The sequence below is a fragment of the Catenuloplanes indicus genome (assembly GCF_030813715.1).
Classification (GTDB): domain Bacteria; phylum Actinomycetota; class Actinomycetes; order Mycobacteriales; family Micromonosporaceae; genus Catenuloplanes; species Catenuloplanes indicus.
The window spans coordinates 1,739,978-1,754,715 of record NZ_JAUSUZ010000001.1; the positions used below are offsets into that span (position 1 = coordinate 1,739,978).

Sequence of the window (14,738 nt, forward strand, 5' to 3'; positions counted from 1 at the left end):
CACGGTTCGCGCTGGAAAGCGTGATCAGCGTGGTGTCGAGTGTGGTCCCGTACCGTTAACGAAAAGTTGTCGCCCGGCGCGCGACGACCTGACGGCATACGTGGACGGGAGGTCGCGGTGGAGGTCCGCCTGCTGGGTCCGGTGGAGATCTGGGCGGACGGCCGTTCGGCCGAGCTCGGTCCACCGCAGCGACGGCACACGCTGGCGGCCCTGGCGGTCGACGCCGGGCGCCCGGTCACCATCGAGACGCTGGCCGCGCGGGTGTGGGACGAACCGCCGCCGAAGGCCGCCCGGGTCCTGCAGGTGCACATCACCCATCTGCGGCGGCTGCTGGCCTCGGCCGCGGGCGAGCCACCGGCCCGGCTGGTCCGGCGCTCCAGCGGCTACGTCCTCGACATCGCGCCCGAGCGGGTCGACGTCCACCGGTTCGCCGACCAGGTCCGGCGTGCCCGCGACGCCGCACCGGCCGAGGCGCTGACGCTGCTGCGCACGACCCGCTCCTGGTGGCGCGGCACACCGCTGACGGGGCTGACCGGGCAGTGGGTGGAGCGCTTCCGGCACACCTACCGGGAGCAGTATCTCGCCGCCACGGTGGCCTGGGGGCTGGCCGAGCTGCGCGACGGCGACCCGCTCGCGGTGCTCGGGCCGCTGGCCGAACTCGCGGCCGAACACCCGCTGACCGAGCCGCTGGCCGACGTGCTGATCCGTGCGTACGTCGCGGCGGGGCGGCCCGCCGACGCACTGGCCTACTACGCCGAGTTCCGCGGCCGGCTCGCCGACGAGCTGGGCGTCGACCCGAGTGCCGGGCTGCGGGAACTGCACCGGGCCGTCCTGCGCGGCACACCGGTGGAGCCGCAGGAGAACGCCGCGACGCCGGCTCAGTTGCCGGCCGACGTGCCCGGCTTCGCCGGCCGCACGCCGGCCATGCGCACTCTGGACGAGCTGCTCAGCGAGACCGCGATGGCCGTCGCGGTGGTGTCCGGCACGGCCGGGGTGGGCAAGACCGCGCTGGCCGTGCACTGGTCGCACGCGGTGCGGTCCCGGTTCCCGGACGGCCAGATCTTCGTGAGCCTGCGCGGCTTCGGCCCCACCGGGCAGGTGGTCTCCCCGCAGGAGGCGCTGCGCGGGCTGCTCGACGCGCTCGGCGTGGCACCCGGGCGGGTACCGGCCACGCTCGACGCGCAGGCGGCGCTGTACCGCAGCGTGGTGGCCGGCCGGCGGATGCTCGTCGTGCTGGACAACGCCCGCGACGTCGAGCAGGTCCGGCCGCTGCTGCCGGGCACCGCCACGGTCGTCGTCGTGGTGACCAGCCGGGCACAGCTCACCGGCCTGCTGGCCGACGGCGCGTCCGCCGTACCCCTGGATCTGCTGTCCCGGGCGGAAGCCGAGGAGCTGCTGACCAACCGGCTCGGAGCGGCGGCCGTCGCGCAGCGCGACGCCCTCGACCAGGTCATCACGGCCTGTGCCCGGCTGCCGCTGGCACTGAGCATCGCCGCGGCCCGCACCCGGCAGACGAACTTCCCGCTGAGCGCGCTCGCCGCCGAGCTCGACGAGGCCAGCGACCGGCTGAACGCGCTGGAGGTCGGCGATCCGGCCGGTGACGTCCGGGCCGTCCTCTCCTGGTCGTACGCCGCGCTGAGCGAACCCGCGGCCCGGCTGTTCCGGCTGCTCGGGCTGGCCGTCGGACCCGACATCGACACGCCCGCCCTGACCGGCCTGGCCGGGCTGCCCGAACGCGGCCTCCGCACCCCACTGCGCGAACTGACCAGGGCGAACCTGGTGACCGAGTACGCCCCCGGCCGCTACACGCTGCACGACCTGCTGCGCGAGTACGCCGCCGAACTCGCCCGCCGCGACGACGCCGAGGACGTCCGGCGCGCGGCCACCGTCCGGCTGCTCGACCACTACACCCATTCCGCGTACGCGGCCGACCGCCTGCTCAACCCGCCTCGCGAGGCCATCCTGCTGCCCCTCGGCACGCCCGCCGCCGGTGCGTCCCCGCAGCGGTTCGCCGACCTCGACGCGGCGATGACCTGGCTCGGCGAGCACCACGCCGTGCTGGTCGCCGCGCGCCGGCACGCCGCCGGGACCGGGCTCGACCGGCTCGCCTGGCAGCTCGCCTGGGCGCTGGACACCTACTCCTCCCGGAAGGGCCACCTGCACGACCAGCTCGAGTCGTGGCAGACCGCCATCGGGTGCGCCGCCCGCCTCGGCGAGCTCCCGGCCCGCGCCTACGCGCACCGCAACCTGTCGCAGGCCGATATCAAGCTCGGCCGCTGGAGCGAGGCGAACGACAACCTCACGCACGCGCTGGAGCTGTTCACCACGCTGGGCGACCGGATCGGCCAGGCCCGCACGCAGCACCACCTCGCGTACCTGTGGGGCCAGCGCAAGGAGCCCGCGCCCGCGCTCGGCCACGCCAAGCAGGCCCTGGCCCTGTTCGCCGGCACCGGCGACCGGGCCGGCCAGGCCGAGGCGCTGAACGCGATCGGCTGGTACCACGCGATGCTCGGCGAGTTCGCGGACACCCTGACGTACTGCCGCCAGGCACTCGACATCTTCGAGGCCGACGGCGACCTGCACGGCGCCACCGGCACCTGGGACAGCCTCGGGTACGCCCACCACCATCTCGGCCACCACGCCGAGGCCATCGACTGCTACCGGCAGGGCATCACGCTGGCCCGTACCCTCCAGCACGACTACTTCGTGGCCGAGCTGCTCGTCCACCTCGGTGACACGTACCTGGCGGACGGCCGGCCCGCGGACGCGCGGACCGCGTGGACGGAGGCCGAACAGCTGTTCACCGCGCTCGACCACCCGGGCGCCGCGGCCGTCCGCGACTCACTGCGCCATCTCGACGGGCAGGTGGGCACCGGCTGAGCGGGCTCCACGCCGGCCCCGGCCGGTTGCGGCACCACCCACCATTATTTTGATGTTCATCGATTGACACCCCCGCATGCGGTGGCGAGACTCGTGGTCAGGCGCGCACCGGATTCCCACCGTCCGGTTCCCGCGCTTCGTGCCGTACGAGAGGGGAACCATCCATGAGATCGCAAGCACGGAGGGTGGGGCTGGCGTTCGTCGCCGCCTCCGTGGCCTTCGCCGGCGCCGTGTACGGCGTCACGAGACCGGCCGCCGCCGACGAGGCGGCCCCGCTGAGCGCCGCCGCACTTGTCGCCGGCATGGGCGCCGGCTGGAACCTGGGCAACCAGCTGGAAGCCAGCAACAACGGCATTCCCGGCGAGACCGCCTGGGGGAACCCGGTGGTGACCCAGAACCTGATCAACCGGGTGAAGGCGTCCGGGTTCAAGACCATCCGGATCCCCGTCTCCTACCTGGGCAAGATCGGCCCGGGCCCGGACCACACGGTCGACGCCGCGTGGCTGACCAGGATCGGCGAGGTCGTCGACTACGCATACGGCCAGGGCCTATACGTGGTGATCAACATGCACGGGGACGGCTACAAGACCGTCAACGGGTCCTGGCTGATCTGCGACGCGGCGGACCAGACCACCGTCCGGGCCAAGTACCAGAAGGTGTGGCAGCAGGTCGCGACGAAGTTCCGGGCCTACGACGAGCGCCTGATCCTGGAATCGATGAACGAGAACTTCGACGGCCAGTACGGCGCACCCACCCAGCCGTGCTATTCCAACATCAACGCCTACAACCAGATCTTCGTCGACACGGTACGCCGTACCGGCGGCAACAACGCCTCCCGATGGTTGCTGGTCCCCGGCTGGAACACCAACATCGACTACACCGCGGGCAACTACGGTTTCGTCGTCCCCACCGACGCGTACCGGTCGCCCACCGTCCCTGCCGGCGAGCAGCGGCTCATGATCTCCGTCCACTACTACGACCCGTGGGACTTCACCGGGCAGGAGGACGGCGTCATCACGCAATGGGGGCCGCAGGCGACCGACCCGGCCAAGACGTCGGCCTGGGGCCAGGAAGACCACCTGGACGCCCAGCTGAAGAAAACCCACGACGCCTTCGTCACGCGCGGCTATCCGGTGTTCGTCGGCGAGTACGGCTCGATCGACAAGACCACCTACGACGCGGCGAACAACACCTACCGCGCGGACTTCGCGCGCACGCTGGTGGCGACCGCGAAGAAGTACGGCGCGGCGACCGCCTACTGGGACAACGGCTGGAACGGGCAGCACGGGTTCGGGTTGTTCGACCGCAGCTCCGCCACGGTCACCCAGCAGGGCATCATCACGGCCATCATCAGCGCCGCCGGCGGCACCCAGCCGACACCCACCGCGACCACGTCACCCACGCGCACCGCCTCGCCGACGGCCGCTCCCGGCGCCTGCCGGGCGGTCAGCGCGGTCAGCGCGTGGAACACCGGGCTGACCAACAGCATCACCGTCACCAACACCGGCAGCACCGCGATCAACGGCTGGGCGCTGAGGTTCACCCTCGCCACCGGACAGACCATCGTCGCCGGCTGGAGTGCCACCTACGCCCCCGCCACCGGCACCGTGACCGCCACCGACGCCGGCTACAACGGCACACTCGCGCCGGGCGCCTCCACCACGATCGGCTACCAGGCCGGCCACACCGGCAACGCGGCCGCCCCCACCGCCTTCGCCCTCAACGGCGCCACCTGCACCTGACCACGGCGACGGGCCGGCGCCGGCACCACGGCACCGGCCCGTCCCGCCGGGCGCGAGTCATGCGCGGCCAGTGGCTGCGCCCCGGTCAACGCGCGGCCAACGTTCTTCCAACGCGTCGCTGGCAAGGTCATCCGCGGAGATCACCGGGGAGATCGGCAGAGCGGGGGAACGATGCGGCCACGCCTGAAGGACGCGCTCCACCAGCGGGACGGCGCGGACCTGCGACTGGTCTACGACAGGCGCTTCCAGCTCCTGATCAACGATCCGGACGGTGCCGTCGAGCGGCTGGTGAGGCTGCTGGCCGAGGGCGGCCGCACCGTCGCGGAGCTGGCCGCGGCGCTGTCCGTGCCGGAGGCGGACGTGATCACCGCGATCGGCGCGCTGGACCGGCACGGGATGCTCGAGGACGGCGACCGGCTCGGCCGGTACGGGCCGGACGCGGCCGAGCGGCACCACAGCAACCTCGCGTTCTTCGAGTCGTTCGCCTCGCTGGCCACCAGCCGCGAGGACCTGCGGCAGAAGCTGGCCGGCGCGCACGTCCTGGTGCTCGGCACCGGCGGCCTGAACTCCAACGTCATCCCGCACCTGGCCGGTCTCGGCGTGGGCCGGCTGACACTGCTGGACCGTGACGTGGTCGAGACCCGCAACTTCGCCCGCCAGTTCCTCTACCGCTGGGACGACCGCGGCGCCCGCAAGGTCGAACGCGCCGGCGCCTGGGTGCGCGCGTTCGACCCGCGAATCGAGGTGCACACCGTCGACGGCGAGGTCGACGGCCCGGAACGCGTCGCCGAACTACTCGACCGGTACGCCCCGGACGTGGTCGCGTCCGGCATCGACCGGCCCGGCGACGTCGACCGGTGGGTCAACGCCGCCTGCGTCCCGCGCGGCGTGCCGTGGGTGCGCGGCGGCATGTGGGTCACCCAGGGCGTGGTCTACTCCGTCGACGCACGCCGCGGCGCCTGCCTGGAGTGTTTCCCGCCCGGCGCGGACGGGTCGGTGCCCGGCGAGGAGAACGATCCGGACGCCGCGCATCTGCGCGCGGCCCGGCTGCTCTACCGCAGCCGTCCCTCGGTCAACCGCGGCATCGGCCCGGTCGCCGGGCTGCTCGGCGCGTACGCCGCGTTCGAGGTGCTGCGCTACCTGACCGGTTTCGAGCCGCCCGCCTACGCGGGCCGGCCACTACTGATCGACTTCGCCGACGGCTGCACCACCAGCCGCGTCGACTGGCCGCGCGACCCGGACTGCCCGGTCTGCGGCGGCTCCCCCGGCTCCGTCGCCGTGACCGGCGGCGACGGCATCGCGCCGATACGGGAGGAGGTGACCACACCATGACGATCGAGATCCGTCGCATCGAGGACGCTCGCCTGACCAGCCAGCCCAGCGACTCCTGAGCACGCCCGTCGCACGACGAGGAAGGGACCGGCCCGGCATGCATCACGACCGCCTCGTGGTCACCCACGACGGATCCGCGTACGTGCTGGGCCGGCCCGACCTCGGCGTCTACGTCGCGGTCCCGGAGCCCGGGGCCGTGTTCGTCCGCACGCTGCAGGAGACCGGGTCGGTCGAGGACGCGACCGCCCGGGCCTCCGAGGTCGCCGGCGAGCCGGTCGACGGCGCCGCGTTCCTGGAGGGCCTGGCCGGGGCCGGGCTGCTGGACCCGCCGCAGGTCACGCGGGGCAGGTGGATCGCGGGTGTCGACCCGGCCGTCGTAGCGCCGCTGTTCGGCCCGGTCGCCTGGTGCGTCTACGGCCTGGCGGCGGTGACCGCGATCGGGCTGCTGATCGCCCGGCCGGAGTTGCGCCCGTCGTTCGCGGACGCGCTTTTCCTGCCCGACCCGGTGCTGTCCACACTGATCTTCCTGGTGATGGGTCACCTGGTGGTGGCGATGCACGAGACGTGGCACTGGCTGGCCGGCCGCGCCGCCGGCGTCCCGGCCGCGTTCCGGGTCAGCTACCGCGGCTTCTACCTGGTCTTCGAGACCGATCTGAGTCACCTGAACGCGCTGCCGCGCCGCAGCCGGTACGGGCCGTTCCTGGCCGGGATGGCGCTCGACGCCACCGTGCTCGCGGTCGCGCTGCTGCTGCGGCTGGCCCACCACACCGAGCTGCTCATGCTCGCCCCGCTGGCCGACCGGCTGCTCGCCGCGCTGGTCCTGATCACGGTGTACGCGCTGGTCTGGCAGTGCGCGGGCGTGTTCCTGCGCACCGACGCCTACGCGGTGCTGGCCAACGCGCTGCGCTGCCACAACCTCTACCGGGCCACCCAGCTCGTCACCAAGCGGCGGCTGTGGCGGCTGACCGCGGACGAGGCCGCGGAGCTGGCGGCCGTCAGCGCGCACGATCACCGGGTGGCGCGCTGGTTCGGGATCGTCCACCTGGCCGGCGGCGCGGTCCTCGGCTGGGCGCTCGTCACGCTGGTACTGCCGTACCTGGTGACGATGAGCGGCTGGCTGCTGACGAATCTGCGCGATCCGGACCCGGCGGGCCTGCCGTTCTGGGAATCGATCGCGGTGCTGCTCATCCTGCTGTTGCAGTGGGCCGGGCCGCCGCTGCTGGCCGTGCGGGAGCGCCGGATGCGACGCGCCGGCGCCCTGCACTGACTGGCACCGGACGTTTACCTTGAGGACTTCGTCGATACGGGGTCCATAAGGGAGACGATGTGCGCTTTGCGGTGCTCGGACCACTTCTGATCACAGGACCGGCCGGGCAGCCGGTCGTCGTCGCACGGCCGCAGCAGCGGACGGTGCTGCACGTGCTGCTCGCCAGGGCCGGTGCGGCCGTGCCGCCGGACACGCTGGCGGGCGCGCTGTGGGGGCCCGCGGCCGGGCGGCGCGCACCAGGCGCGCTGCGCGTGCTGGTCCACCATCTGCGCCGGGTGCTCGGCGCGGACCGGATCGTGCGGGAACCGGGCGGGTTCGTGCTCCGGGTCGCGGACGGTGAGCTGGACGCGCACGAGTTCCTGGCGCTGCTCGACGAGGCCGGAGGCGGTGAGCCGGAACGGGCCCGCGGGTTGTTGCGGCGGGCGCTGGGATTGTGGCGAGGAGCGGCCTTTCAGGACGACGACTCCGGGGACCCGGTCCGGGCGGTGGCGGCGCGGCTGACGGAGCGCCGGCTGACCGCGTACGAGGACCTGTTCGACCTGGAGCTGCGGCGTGGCGCGTACCGGCAGGTGTGCGCGGAGACGCTGGCGGTGGTGCGCGAGCATCCGCTGCGGGAGCAGTTGGTGGCGCAGGCGATGACGGCGCTGGCCGGCAGCGAGCGGACCGCGGAGGCGCTGCAGCTGTACGAACGGACCCGGCTGCTGCTGGCGGAGGAGCTGGGCACAGACCCGGGAGCCCGGCTGCGGGACCTGTACGCCGAGCTGCTGGCCCCGTCCCGCACACACCTGGGCATGCCCGCCACGGACGTCCCACCGGAACGAGACCCGCACACCGGGTGCCGGATCGTACCGGCGCAGCTGCCGCCGAGCACCGCGCACTTCACCGCGCGCGGCGCGGAGGTGGCCCGGCTGAGCGCGCGGCTGCGGGCCGCCGGTGCCGGGCCGGTGCGGTGCGGGGTGGCCGGGATGGGTGGGATCGGCAAGACGGCACTGGCCGTGGAGGCGAGCCGGCGCGTCGCCGCCGCGTTCCCGGACGGGCAGCTCTTCGTCGATCTGCGTGGCGGCGAGCCGGAGCCGGCCGACCCGGGCCGGGTCCTCGGCGCGTTCCTGCGGGCGCTCGGTGTGGCCTCGTCCGCGGTACCGGCCGGTGCGGAGGAGCGGGCGGCGCTGTTCCGCAGCCGGGTCGCGGACCTGCGGATCCTGGTGGTGCTCGACAACGCGGCAGGTGAGGCGCAGGTTCATCCGCTGCTGCCGGCCGGGCCCGGCTGCGCCGTGCTGATCACCTCGCGGGCCCGGATGACGGCACTGGACGGCGTCGACTGGACCGACCTCGGCCTGCTCGACCCCGCCGACGGCGCCCGGCTGCTGCACGCGGTCGCCGGCCGTGGCACGGACGAGCCGGCCGCGACCGCGGAGGTCGTCGACCTGTGCGGCCGGCTGCCGCTGGCGATCCGGATCGCCGGCGCCCGGGTGCTCGGCCGTCCGCACTGGGACGTCGCACGGCTGGCCGACGCGCTGCGCGACGAGCGTGGCCGGCTGGACGAGCTGACCGTCGGTGATCTGGCCGTGCGTGGCTCGCTGCGGCTGAGCTACCAGGCGCTGCCGGACGACGCGGCCCGGTTGCTGCGCCGGCTGGGCCTGCTCGGCGGCGACGACCTGAACGCGTGGGTCGCCGCGACGCTGCTGGACACGCCGATCGCGGAGGCGGAACGACTTCTCGACCTGCTGGTCGACGCGCAGCTGGTGCGGATCACCGGCGCCGGACCCGGATCACATCTCCGGTACGGGCTGCACGACCTGGTCCGGCTCTACGCCCGCGAGCGTGCGGATGCCGAGGAGAGCACCGCCGGCCGGGAGGCTGCGCTGGCACGGACCTGGACCACACTGGCGGACATCGCCACCGAGGCCGACCGGCGCGCGCCGCTGCGGGTGCTGACCGCGGTCGCCGCCGTCACCGGCGCCGCGCCGCCGGACGAGCCGTGGATCGACGCGCTGCTGGCCGACCCCGCAGCCTGGTACGACGCGGAACGCAACCGGCTGATCGAGGGCGCGCACACCGCGTCGGGCGAGGCCGCCTGGCGGATCCCGGCCGCGTCGATGCTGGAGTTCCAGACCCGCGGCCTGTTCCGCGACTGGCGTGACACGCACCGGCTCGGGCTGCGGGCGGCGGTCGCCGCCGGCGACCTCACCGCCCGGGCGCTGATGCACCGCAACCTCGCCCAGCTGGAGATCTTCGGCGGTGACGGTGACTGGCAGCGGGGCGCCACCGAGGCACAGGCGGCGCTGGAACTGTTCCGGCACGCCGGGATCCCGCTCGGCGAGGCCGACGCACTGCTCCTGCTCTCCGCGGCCGCACTGCGGCAGGGTGACCTCGGTACGGCGCTGCCACCGGCGCGGGAAGGGCTGCGGATCGCACGGGCCGCGGGCGACCGGCGGGCCGAGGCGAATCTGCTGCACCAGGTCGGCTGGATCCACCGGATGAGCGGTGACCTGGACACCGCACGGGAACGGCTCGGCGAGGGCCTGCGGCTGGCCGGGGACGGCGGCTTCACCCGGCTGCTGATCTGGCTGTCGATCGCGGTCGGCATCGTGCACCGCGATCGCGACGACCTGGTCGCGGCGGATCATCACCTTCGGCAGGCGCTGACCGCCGCGCGCGAGGCCCGCCTCGACGGTGACACCGCCAGCATCCTCACCCATCTCGCCGCGCTCCGACGGCGGCGCGGCGACCCGGCCGGCGCACGCGCGACCGCCGAGGAGAGCCTGCGGCTGTGCCGCGCCGTCGGACTGGTCTTCAACGAGGCCCAGACGCTGATCACGCTCGGTGAGATCGCCATCGACCTCGGCGACGGCACCCACGCCCACGGACTTCTCACCGCCGGCCGCGACCGGATGGAGCGACTCTCCTCCGTCCACGGCCGGGCCCAGGCCTGGAGGGCCCTCGGCGACGCCGAGTCCCTGCGCGGCCGTCCGGACGCGGCCCGCGACGCCCGCGTCGAGGCGCGACGCCTGTTCCACCGGGCCGGCGACGCCGCGGCGGCCGGCGCGCTCGACTCCCTGCTCACCGGCCCGCCCGGTACGGACGACGCTCGCGGTCCACAGGATCCCGGACACACCGTGCCGGAGGACGGACGGGGAACCCGCCACAGCGATCCTGACGAATATCGAACCCGTCACGCACCTGGTTAGAGTTCCTGTCGACGTGGGAGCCGGAGCGAGGCGCGGCCCCGTCTCCCACGTCGACACAGGCTCTGGCCGAGCCGGACCGTCCTCGACGTTGCTGGGGCACCGGCCGGGCGACGATGTCAGGCTGCGGCACCCCGGCGCCCCCAGCGGTCGTCGGTGATGGTGAGCAGTGCCCACAGCCGGTTCGGGATGAGCAGAGCGGCGTGCAGCACCCCGTACAGCGCGAAGCGGGTGAACCGCAGGTCGCGAGTACGCCAGACGCCGTATCCGCAGTACGCCACCGCCGCCCCCGCGTATCCGGCGAGGTACCACGGCAGGCCGGAGGTACCGGCCAGCGCGGCGTGCAGTACCACCAGTAGCGCCGACGAACCGAGCAGCAACGGCGCGCACACCTGCATGGCCGCGTCCAGGACCAGGTACGCACCGAGTCTGGGCAGCTGTCCGGCGATGCCGAGCGTGTCGCGGTAGGTGCACCGGTTCCACCGCAGCTGCTGACGCAGGAACGGCCGGATGCGGTCCGGCGCCGTGGTGACCGCCCGGGCGCGGGCCGCATAGACGGTACGGCTGCCGACCTGCAGGATCAGGTTGGTCAGGTAGCGGTCCTCGCCGTAGGTGCTGCGCCGGCCCAGGAACCGCTGGTTCACATAGTCGTCGAGGACCTTCTCCAGCACCGAGCGCCGGTACGCGGAGAACGGCCCGGAGCAGCACAGCACCGCGCCGAACAGGGACTGGGCGGCGCGTTCCTGGTTACAGGCGTACCAGTAGCGCACGTCGATCAGCCGGGTCAGCCAGTTCTCGTCGCGATTCGCGGCCGTCATCTCGCCCATGGCGGCGCCGACGTTCGGCTCGTCCAGGGCGCCGACGATGTGCCGGATACCGTCCGGCGCGATCATGGTGTCCGAGTCGACGGCGACGATGACGTCACCGTCGGTCTCGTTGATCACATGGACCTGTGCGTACCGTTTGCCTCTGTTGCGCGGCAGTAGGAACACATGGAATCCGCGGTCGAGCCGGAAGCGCTCGAAGACCGGCAGCAGTGCGGCGCGGTTGGGTGAGCCGTCGTCCACCACGTGCACGGCCAGACGACCCGGGTAGTCCTGCGCGGCGAGCGACTCGAGGCACGCGGCAAGCGTCGCCGGTTTCTCGTTGAAGCACGGGACGATCACGTCGACGGCCGGGTACAGCCGTTCCGACCCGCGCGCGGGTGTGTGCCGCCGAGCGCGCTCCGCGAACGCGACCTGCAGGGTCAGGTAGCCGAGCACGGCCACCAAATAGGTGCCGAAGACGAGCGGCAGGGCCACGTCGAGCGCCCCGGCGACATTGGACACGGTGATCTCCTTGTCTGACCGTCACCAGCCGGCGGCCACAGCGGCGACCAAGCTGTCCTTGTGTGTGATGGAGACGCTGATCGCACGGATGCCGGCCCTGGTGGCCGCAGCGGCGGCACTGGCCACCAACTCCACCTCCGGTGCTCCGCCCGTGCCCCGTGGCAGGCGGATGTCACGTGGTAGGACGCCCTGGAACAGGCCGGTGCCCAGGACCTTGAGTACGGCCTCCTTGGCCGCGAACCGGGCGGCCAGGTACTCACGCCGGCGGCTCGCGGCCATCGTGCCGGCCTGGGACCGCTCCTGCGGTGCGTACACGTAGTTCATGAACCAGGCCCGTTCGGTGAGCTGGTCCAGCTCGGACAGCGCCAGCAGGTCGAGGCCCAGGCGCAGTGCCGGTGGGTCCGGGGGCCTGCCGGTCACGCCGCTCGTTCCGGGAAGAACGTGCCCTTGAGCAGGCCCTGAAAGATCGACTGCCGGTGTACGTTCGTGGTGCCCTCCATGTACTCGAAGCCGCGTACGTCCCGGCTGGCCTTGGCGAGCCACGGGTGCTCCAGCAGCGACCCGGGGCCGAGCAGGTCCACGGCGAGCATCGTGGCCTCCGCGCCGACGTGGCCGGCACGCATCTTCACGGCGCCCACCCGGTGCGCGTTCACCACGCCCGCGTCGATGTCCGCGGCGACCTCGTACACCAGCCGGCGGACGGCGCCGATACGGTGACGCATGGCCTCGAGCCGGGCCCGCTGCCCCGCCGGCAGGTGCGGTCGCTGCCGGGCCGCATAGTCACACGCCGCCTCGCCCACGCCGAGAGCCATTCCGGCGATGGTGGGCCGACAGCGCAGCAGGGTCGTCATGGCGCCGTGGAAGCCGCGCCGGCTGGGTGGCCGGTCGAGCCCGAGGACCTGTGCCGGCGCGACGCGTACGCCGTCGAACCGGAGGTGGCTCAGCCGCGCGCCGCGCAGGCCGACGGTGGGCAGCAGCTCACCGCGGAAGCCCGGGTCCGACGTGTCGGCCAGCACCGCCTCGATGCCCCACGGCCCGGGTGCCCGGCGGCAGAACACCACCCCCAGCTGCGCGCGGGCGCCGTTGCCGACGAAGCGCTTGGCGCCGTTGAGCAGCCAGCCGTCGCCGTCCGGGGCGCGGTCGAGCCGGGTCTCCAGCTCCAGCACGGCGCTGCCCTTGTTCGGCTCGGTGAGCGCGAAGAAGGTCCACGTCGGGCCGGCCATCCGGGCGAAGTAGTCCGCACACTGCGCTTCGCTGCCCAGGGCGGCAACCGCGGCGCCGGACAGGGACGGGCCGGGGCCGGCCAGCACCAGACCGGGATCACCGTACGAGACGGCCTCCAGCACCACCGTCCATTCCAGGCAGGACGTGCCGGTGAGCGTCACACCGTCCAGGTCCGGCGTCTCGTACTGGTAGCGCTGCGGGGTAGCCGCCGCGCGCAGTACCGCCACGGCGGGCAGGTCCAGCAGGGTGACGATGGCGTCGGGGTCACGTTCTATCGCCGCACCCGCCGCCCGGATGTCCGGCGCCATGTCGCGACAGTGGCGCAGCACCGTGGTCAACCGGGCGTCGAGCAGATCCGTGCCGAGTGGCGGGCCGGCGGTGGTCAGGTCAGGCATCCTGATTCTCCGTTCCGGGATGCAGGTAGACATTGCTGGTCACTTCGGCCAGGAACAGGTCCACCGCGGGACCGTCCGCCAGGAAGCCGCGCGCGCCGAACAGGTCGAGCAGGCGCCGGCCGGTGGCGATCAGCCGTTGACTGATCAGCCAGTCCTTGGCCACGCCCGGCGGCCCCGGCATGAGGTACATCTGCTCGCACTCCCGGATCTCGGCGGCCGCGTCCGCGAGCGCTCCCTGGATCAGCTGCCGCGACAGCAGGCTCGTACCGTCGGCGGTGCGGCCGTCCAGGGTCGCCATCGCCTTGGTGACGGTGTCCCGCAGCAACGCCGTGTGCAGGCGCAGCAGGCCGAGCCGGAACTGCCCGGCGGCCGGCTCGGTGTCCTGGCCGGCGGTGGCCCAGGCAGCGCCGAACCTGGACAGGTCACCGTCGACGAGCGGCAGCGCCGCCGACGACGCGACGACGTGGCCGCCCGCGGAGGCGACCAGCCGCCCCGGTGCCGTGGCCTCGTGCAGGGCGTCGAGTGACGCCGGGTAGCCGATGGAGCTGTCCGCCATGGGATGCCTCCTCTATGGGTGGGAGTCGGCGCGCAGCAGGATCGCCTGGCTGCGGCCGGAGCGTGGGTCGGTGTCGCAGAGCACGACGGCGCGGTACTGCCCGGCCCAGAGCTCGTGCTGCCGGGCCAGTTCCAGCCAGACGCTGGTGCAGTACGAGCCTGCGGTGACCCGGAGCACCGGGCCGCGGCCGGCGAGCGCCCCGGGATTCGTCCAGGGACCGGCGACCACGAGCGTGCCGGCTGCCGGCATCGACGCGACGGCCCGGTCGAGCACGGTGCCCAGCGGCTCGTCCGCGAGGCCGGCGTACACGCTGTGGACGTGGAAACCGCCGGCCGCGCCGAACCGGAGCAGCACGCCCGAGTCGGCCAGCGGCGTGTCGTGCACCAGGGGTTCGTGGTAGGGCAGCGTGCCCTGTTCCAGCACCAGCAGGGCCATCGTGTCGCAGCGTCCGGACCGGGCGTACGCCGAGGCGATACGCAGCGCGGTGAACGGTGCGCACAGCCCCTGCTCGGAGACCGCGAAGCAGCGCGAACCGCCGCCGAGCAGATGGTCGACGTGCGCCGCGACGGTCATGAACGGGTACCAGTCGGGCAGCGCGTAACTCACGATGATCATGTCAGGCACCCGGGAAGGAAACGGTGTTCGGTCGAGCAGCAGCTCGGCGAGGTGGGTGAACGTGACGTTCGTTCCCTCGGCGAGCCGCTGCTCCCGAACCTCGGCATCGAAGGGCGCGGCCAGGTCCCGGTGGTACACCAGCAAGCCCTCGTCGCGGTGATAGGGCCTGGCCTCGGCGGTGACCACGGCCGCGGCCTCGAGGGTCAGCGCCATG

Annotated in this window: 10 protein-coding genes; 5 read left to right on the forward strand and 5 right to left on the reverse strand. The window is 73.2% G+C overall.

The window, feature by feature from the left end:
* Window positions 1–117: 117 nt before the first annotated feature.
* From J2S42_RS08130 to J2S42_RS08150, 5 genes are all read left to right on the forward strand, one after another.
* Window positions 118–2,880: an AfsR/SARP family transcriptional regulator gene (locus J2S42_RS08130; RefSeq protein ID WP_307236963.1), complete on the forward strand. Its 2,763-nt coding sequence runs from the start codon at window positions 118–120 to the stop codon at window positions 2,878–2,880.
* A 164-nt stretch (window positions 2,881–3,044) separates the two neighbouring features.
* Window positions 3,045–4,622 (forward strand): cellulase family glycosylhydrolase, encoded by a 1,578-nt coding sequence (locus tag J2S42_RS08135; protein WP_307236966.1) that lies wholly within the window; start codon window positions 3,045–3,047, stop codon window positions 4,620–4,622.
* A 171-nt stretch (window positions 4,623–4,793) separates the two neighbouring features.
* The gene (locus J2S42_RS08140) at window positions 4,794–5,954 is read left to right on the forward strand and encodes a HesA/MoeB/ThiF family protein (RefSeq protein WP_307236968.1); all 1,161 of its coding nucleotides are present in this window, start codon (window positions 4,794–4,796) and stop codon (window positions 5,952–5,954) included.
* A gap of 97 nt (window positions 5,955–6,051) precedes the next feature.
* The gene (locus J2S42_RS08145) at window positions 6,052–7,221 is read left to right on the forward strand and encodes a hypothetical protein (protein ID WP_307236970.1); all 1,170 of its coding nucleotides are present in this window, start codon (window positions 6,052–6,054) and stop codon (window positions 7,219–7,221) included.
* 71 nt (window positions 7,222–7,292) lie between these two features.
* Window positions 7,293–10,409 (forward strand): AfsR/SARP family transcriptional regulator, encoded by a 3,117-nt coding sequence (locus J2S42_RS08150; protein ID WP_307236974.1) that lies wholly within the window; start codon window positions 7,293–7,295, stop codon window positions 10,407–10,409.
* A 116-nt stretch (window positions 10,410–10,525) separates the two neighbouring features.
* Here the strand turns inward: J2S42_RS08150 and J2S42_RS08155 are convergent, their stop codons facing one another.
* Genes J2S42_RS08155 through J2S42_RS08175 form a run of 5 tightly spaced genes read right to left on the reverse strand, consistent with a single transcriptional unit; the run spans window position 10,526 to window position 14,737 of the window.
* A complete protein-coding gene (locus J2S42_RS08155) occupies window positions 10,526–11,734 on the reverse strand; it encodes a glycosyltransferase family 2 protein (protein WP_307236976.1) in 1,209 nt (402 codons plus the stop codon).
* A gap of 21 nt (window positions 11,735–11,755) precedes the next feature.
* Window positions 11,756–12,154: a holo-ACP synthase gene (locus J2S42_RS08160; protein ID WP_307236979.1), complete on the reverse strand. Its 399-nt coding sequence runs from the start codon at window positions 12,152–12,154 to the stop codon at window positions 11,756–11,758.
* The gene (locus tag J2S42_RS08165) at window positions 12,151–13,353 is read right to left on the reverse strand and encodes an acyl-CoA dehydrogenase family protein (RefSeq protein WP_307236982.1); all 1,203 of its coding nucleotides are present in this window, start codon (window positions 13,351–13,353) and stop codon (window positions 12,151–12,153) included. Before J2S42_RS08165 ends, J2S42_RS08160 begins: the two co-directional genes overlap by 4 nt.
* The gene (locus J2S42_RS08170; RefSeq protein ID WP_307236985.1) at window positions 13,346–13,909 is read right to left on the reverse strand and encodes a hypothetical protein; all 564 of its coding nucleotides are present in this window, start codon (window positions 13,907–13,909) and stop codon (window positions 13,346–13,348) included. Before J2S42_RS08170 ends, J2S42_RS08165 begins: the two co-directional genes overlap by 8 nt.
* 12 nt (window positions 13,910–13,921) lie before the next feature.
* On the reverse strand, window positions 13,922–14,737 hold the full coding sequence (locus J2S42_RS08175; protein ID WP_307236989.1) for a hypothetical protein: 816 nt from the start codon (window positions 14,735–14,737) through the stop codon (window positions 13,922–13,924).
* Between the last annotated feature and the right edge of the window lies 1 nt (window position 14,738).